A 5,067-nucleotide genomic window follows, 5' to 3' on the forward strand; every position below is an offset into this window, starting at 1 on the left:
TACGGGGTCACTTCAATAGGCAATCCTATCGCGGCTTTTCTCTTTTTATGCTTGTCTTAGCAGTTTATCTTTTCGCTCTATAACAATCGAGTCTTTGTCTATTTTTCAAGTGTGGTGAAAATAGTCCACTCCTCAACGATTTGTTCGCTTAATCCAACCACGGTTGCGGTTACTCTGCGGTTCAAAGCGTGTGATGTTGCATCGTCACCGTCACTTTCTAAACGATCCTCACCGTAACCTACCACTCTAACTCGGCTTGGATCGATACCGTTGGATAGCAACTCATCTTCGACGTTGTGAGCGCGTTTCTTTGAGAGCTCTAAGTTGTATTCGCTAGAACCAACTTTACTTGAGTAGCCTTGGATCTCAATGGAAGCACTTTGGTAGGTTTCCAAAAATTCAGCCATGGTGGTTATCTGGTCTGAAAAAATCGGGTTTACTTCGTATGAGTCGTTGGCAAATAGTATATTGAGTTGCCTAACTTCTTCCGCGCGTATGATTTCTCCACAACCTTCGTTGTCGACTAGTGACGCTGGAGGTGTTGCAGGGCAGGTGTCTCTCGCATTAACAACACCATCTTTGTCATCGTCTTGTAGATCGGATACTTGCTCGGCTTCGGGTGTCTCAATATATTCCTCTTCTTGTTGGCTAGAACAAGCGAGTAGGGACATTGTTAGTGCAGGAAGCAGTAAGTAGGTTACCTTCATGATCAATACTCCACAGCCGTTGTCCACTCATCTGGAATATCAACCAGCAGAGCGTTCAATAAAGAACCTGTCGCATTCATTACTCGATACTTTGCATATTGCTCAGCGTAATGGGCATCTAAGTAATCTTTTCGCGCTTCAAACAATTCGTTCTCAGTGTTTAGCAAGTCAAGAAGAGTACGTTTACCTATTCGGTATTGTTTGCCATAAGCGATAACCGTTTCTGATGCCGAATCCACATGGTCAGATAAGAAGTTCTTTTGTTGTAGTGTTAAGTCTAATGCACTCCAAGATAGACGCAGCCCTTCTTCCACTTGGCGATAAGCTCTGTCTCTCAAGTCTTTTGCTTTATTCAGTTGATAGGCGGCGGCTTCCGAGTTCGCGCTATCTGTGCCACCGTTGTACAGGTTGTATCGCATTCTCAGCATCGCCAATGTTTCTTGACTAGAGCCTTCGTCACCGCCAGCATCGTCGCGCCATGATTGCGATGCCTCAATGGAGAATGTTGGGTAATTCACGCCCTTTGATTGTTTGTATTGGAAGTGTGCTGAATCGACATCCGCGTTGGCGACTTTGATGACAGGGTGTTGGTCGAGTGCATCAACCAGTGCATCCGACAGTGACAGTGGGATCATTGAGATATCGGCTCTTGGATAAACTAAGCCGAGTGGCTCTTGGCCCACGATTCTTCTAAATTGGGTGTGTGTATCGATAAGGTTGTTTTGTGCAGCAAGTAAGTTGCCGTGTGCTTTTGCGATCCTTGCTTCTACTTGTGATACGTCTGCTGTTGAGCCGATACCTGAGTTTGCTCGTTTTTTGATGTCTTTGTAAATTTTCTTGTGTATAGCAAGGTTACTCTCAGACAAGGCTAATACCTCAGTCGCTTTTACCGCGTCTAGGTAAATCTGTGTAACTTCAAGCGCTTTGTCTTCAGCATCTGCTAATAGCTGTAACCGGACCGATTCGGCTTCTGCAGCAGTACGATCCATATCGTAGAGCGTCGCTGAACCATCCCACAACAATTGGGTGAGGGAAATCGTTGCTTCTTTTCTCGTGAGGTCGGTATCTGGACCATTGTTTGGTGCAGGGTTTATGCCTTCATAGCCAATACCGGCATCAAGGTCGATGCTTGGTCTGTATGCTCCACCAGAGGCGTCGTTACGCTTTCTCACACTCTCAAACTCATTAAATATGCTTTTTATCTCTGGGTTGGTTGCCAACGTAATAGCGACAGCCTGTTCCAGAGTTTGAGCGGCGAGCGGTGTGGTGATGACTAAGCAACACATCATGGATAATTTAAACAATCTCAAAGTAGCTCTCCTTCTACTCTCATTGTCTCCTCTTTTTCTCAACCAATGTTCCCCGTTGAATTGAGAGAAGTGTACTAATCGAAGCTTAGGACATCTGTAAAAAAATGCGAAGTTTGAAGGCTTATTTTTGTCTGTAAGTAGCTATTGCTGTTGAACAATTTGAAATTAGCTCCAATTGCAAGTTGTTAATGAGTTGATTATCAATAGTGGCACTACTAAATTTATGAAGTGAAGCAACCACATCACTGGGTGGGCTTTGGTGTGTGTGTGGTTGGTTTTGGGCTGAAGTAGGAACTGAGTTATGGGTAGTGTAAACCTTAATATTCTAGGCCTTGCTAGCGGCAGCATTGTGCTTGACGCTCAGGGGCGATTGCGTCAATTAGCACCGGGCGAACAACCTGCCTCGAGTGATGTTGTGATTAGTGTTGCTGAGAACGAAGAGAGTGTGCCAAGCGTTTCGGCACGATTCGTTGACAGCCAAGGACAACAAAATGATTTGGAGATTGATGACGCAATCGCGCAAGTCGAACGTGCAATTGAGGATGGTTTTGATCCAACTGAACTAGGCGATGAGTTTGATACTGCTGCGGGGGATCAAGGATCTAGCCTGACCAATAGCGGCCGAATCGAACGAACAGGTACAGAGAGCCAGGCAGAAACTGATTTTGAAACATCAGGCTTCGAATCCCAGGGACTATCCGTGACTCAGTCACTGACGCTATTTAACATCATCGCGTTAGCACTTGTGTCTGGTGAAACCAATGCGGTTGAGTTAGAGCAAGATCAACCCATAGAAGCAGGTGGCTCACTAACACTAGATAAGCAAGGTGTTATTTTTATTGAGCAAGAGGTCGTTGGTGAAAATGGCTTAGGTACTTTTACTGTGAATGCTGACGGTACTTGGACCTTTTTGGCAAACAACTCTTTTAATGAGCTAGGTATTGGTCAACAGGCCCAAGATTCCACGATAGTTCGAACTTCCGACGGTGTTGAACAAAGAATAACAGTGACCATAGTGGGCACAGATGATCGAGCGATCGCGACCAACGGGTCAGGAAGCGTGACCGAAGATATCGGTATTAATGAAGAGACTAGCAAGTTACAGACATCTGGTGAGGTCACCATTACCGATGTCGATAGCACGACGCCTACCTTTTTACCCAATAGCGCATTCGACGCGGGCAAGTCTACCAATACGACTCAGCTCGGTGAGCTCTCGATTGCTCCAAGTGGTAGCTGGATTTACAACGTCAATAATGATGACGTTCAATACTTAGGGGAAGGTGAGTCAGTGACTGAAACTTATGTGGTTACTGCCTCGGACGGAACGACAAGTGAGATTACGATTGTTATTAATGGAGCTAACGACTCATCTGAGATTTCGGTCGGAGAAGGTGACAGTGATACAGGCAGTGTTATTGAAGATGTGGATGTCGATGAAGAGTCTAATCATCTTGAAGTGACAGGCACTCTGACTATTACCGACAATGATCTAAACGATGTTCCGCGATTTAACCCAACAGGTGTGTTCACTTCCTTAGGCTCAACTGGCGTAAGTGCGCTCGGTACATTAGCTATCACAGAGACAGGCCTGTGGACCTATATGGTGAATAATGACCTAGTTCAGCATCTAAACACGGGTGAAGTGATTACGGAGCGATATAGCGTCACTTCGACTGATGGAGCTGAACATATCATCGAAATTGCGATTAATGGTACTAATGACGTGCCTGTGGCGACAGGTTTCAGTATTGATGCGTCTGGAGAGTCTCATCAAAGCGGTGGCGACGGTGAGGGCGGCATTCAATACGGTGATATAGAAACGGTCATCACGTTCAATTCCGCAATAGCAGCGCAAGATCGGATATCAGACATAGAAGATGATCACAACGAGGTCGATCTACATATCGTGATTAAAGCACTGCCAACATCAGGTACCTTACTCTATACAAACAGCGACGGCGTTACACGTGAGGTTGTGGAAAGTGACGTATCTGGAGGAACGCAATTTGACCATTCCGGCTTAAGTTATGTTTCCGGTGCAGGTGAAGCATTCCTACTTGGTATCACAGATGTCCCTAATGATGACACGCCAGTGTCTGAAGACGGTTTTTATAACTGGGGTAGTGCGATTGAGGGTTCTGGAGGAATGAGGCGTGAAGTCGAATTAGCCAATGGCAGCTCGATTTATGTCGAGATAGATAACCCTAACAATAAGCCACTCAAGCAATACAATGCAGAGCAAAGCCATGTGGGTTATGGGATTGGTGATAGTGACGGGCGTGGTATCAACCGAGATGAAACTTTGACCATAGACTTTGCGCAGAACCCAATATCAGAGGTTCGATTTGGCTTAGATGGTTTAGGACCTGTGTTTGAAGAAGATAACCCTAATGTTGTGAGAGCCGTTTTTTACTTTGTTGGTGGCGGCAGCGAAACGGTTGAATACGAGAAAGAACCCGGGGAGAAAGGTGTTGAGCGATTATTCTATGAATTCACGTACTCTTCACCTGGGCAGGTCATTGAACAAGTCGAGTTCTCAAACCCGAAAGGGAGCTGGGAGCTTAGATATATTGGTGGTGACCTAGAAGTCAATCAAGACAGCTTTGATTACCAAGTTGTCGACTCTACCGGGGAAGTAAGTAGCGTTGAGACGGTTACACTTAATGTGGAAGGGGCAACGGCTTATCAAGTTCTGAGTGATCCCGAATCGTCTGACTTTGTTGCGGAGTTAGGTAACGAGATCTTGATTGGTAACGATGCGGATAACATTTTCCAATGGGTAGACTCAGCGCTCGATAACAGTGTCGATGTGGTTAAAGAGTTCACTGTAGGCGAAGACTTACTTGAGCTCAGTGACATTCTAGACGCGACAGGTAGCGATTCAGTCGATGATCTTATTCCCGAAATTGATGCTGAATTGCAAGGGGACAACTTGGTGATGAGCATTGAACACGATGGAGGTGAACAAACCATTGTTTTGGAGGATGTGAAAGATCAGTTAATCGATCATGTTGTCGATAGTAGCTTTGACAGTATTTCAGCGCTTG

Annotated in this window: 3 protein-coding genes; 1 reads left to right on the top strand and 2 read right to left on the bottom strand. The window is 45.5% G+C overall.

What is annotated here, in order from left to right; translation table 11 throughout:
- Nucleotides 1-98 precede the first annotated feature (98 nt).
- Nucleotides 99-710, bottom strand: a complete 612-nt coding sequence (locus BCT81_RS16915) for an OmpA family protein (RefSeq protein ID WP_102425204.1) — start codon at nucleotides 708-710, stop codon at nucleotides 99-101.
- Nucleotides 710-2,017 (bottom strand): TolC family outer membrane protein, encoded by a 1,308-nt coding sequence (locus tag BCT81_RS16920; protein ID WP_102425202.1) that lies wholly within the window; start codon nucleotides 2,015-2,017, stop codon nucleotides 710-712. Before BCT81_RS16920 ends, BCT81_RS16915 begins: the two co-directional genes overlap by 1 nt.
- A 301-nt stretch (nucleotides 2,018-2,318) precedes the next feature.
- Here BCT81_RS16920 and BCT81_RS16925 point away from each other — a divergent pair.
- The coding region (locus tag BCT81_RS16925; RefSeq protein WP_102425203.1) for a VCBS domain-containing protein at nucleotides 2,319-5,067 on the top strand (2,749 nt) is incomplete at its 3' end.

The sequence above is a fragment of the Vibrio sp. 10N.261.52.A1 genome (assembly GCF_002876325.1).
GTDB lineage: Bacteria > Pseudomonadota > Gammaproteobacteria > Enterobacterales > Vibrionaceae > Vibrio > Vibrio chagasii.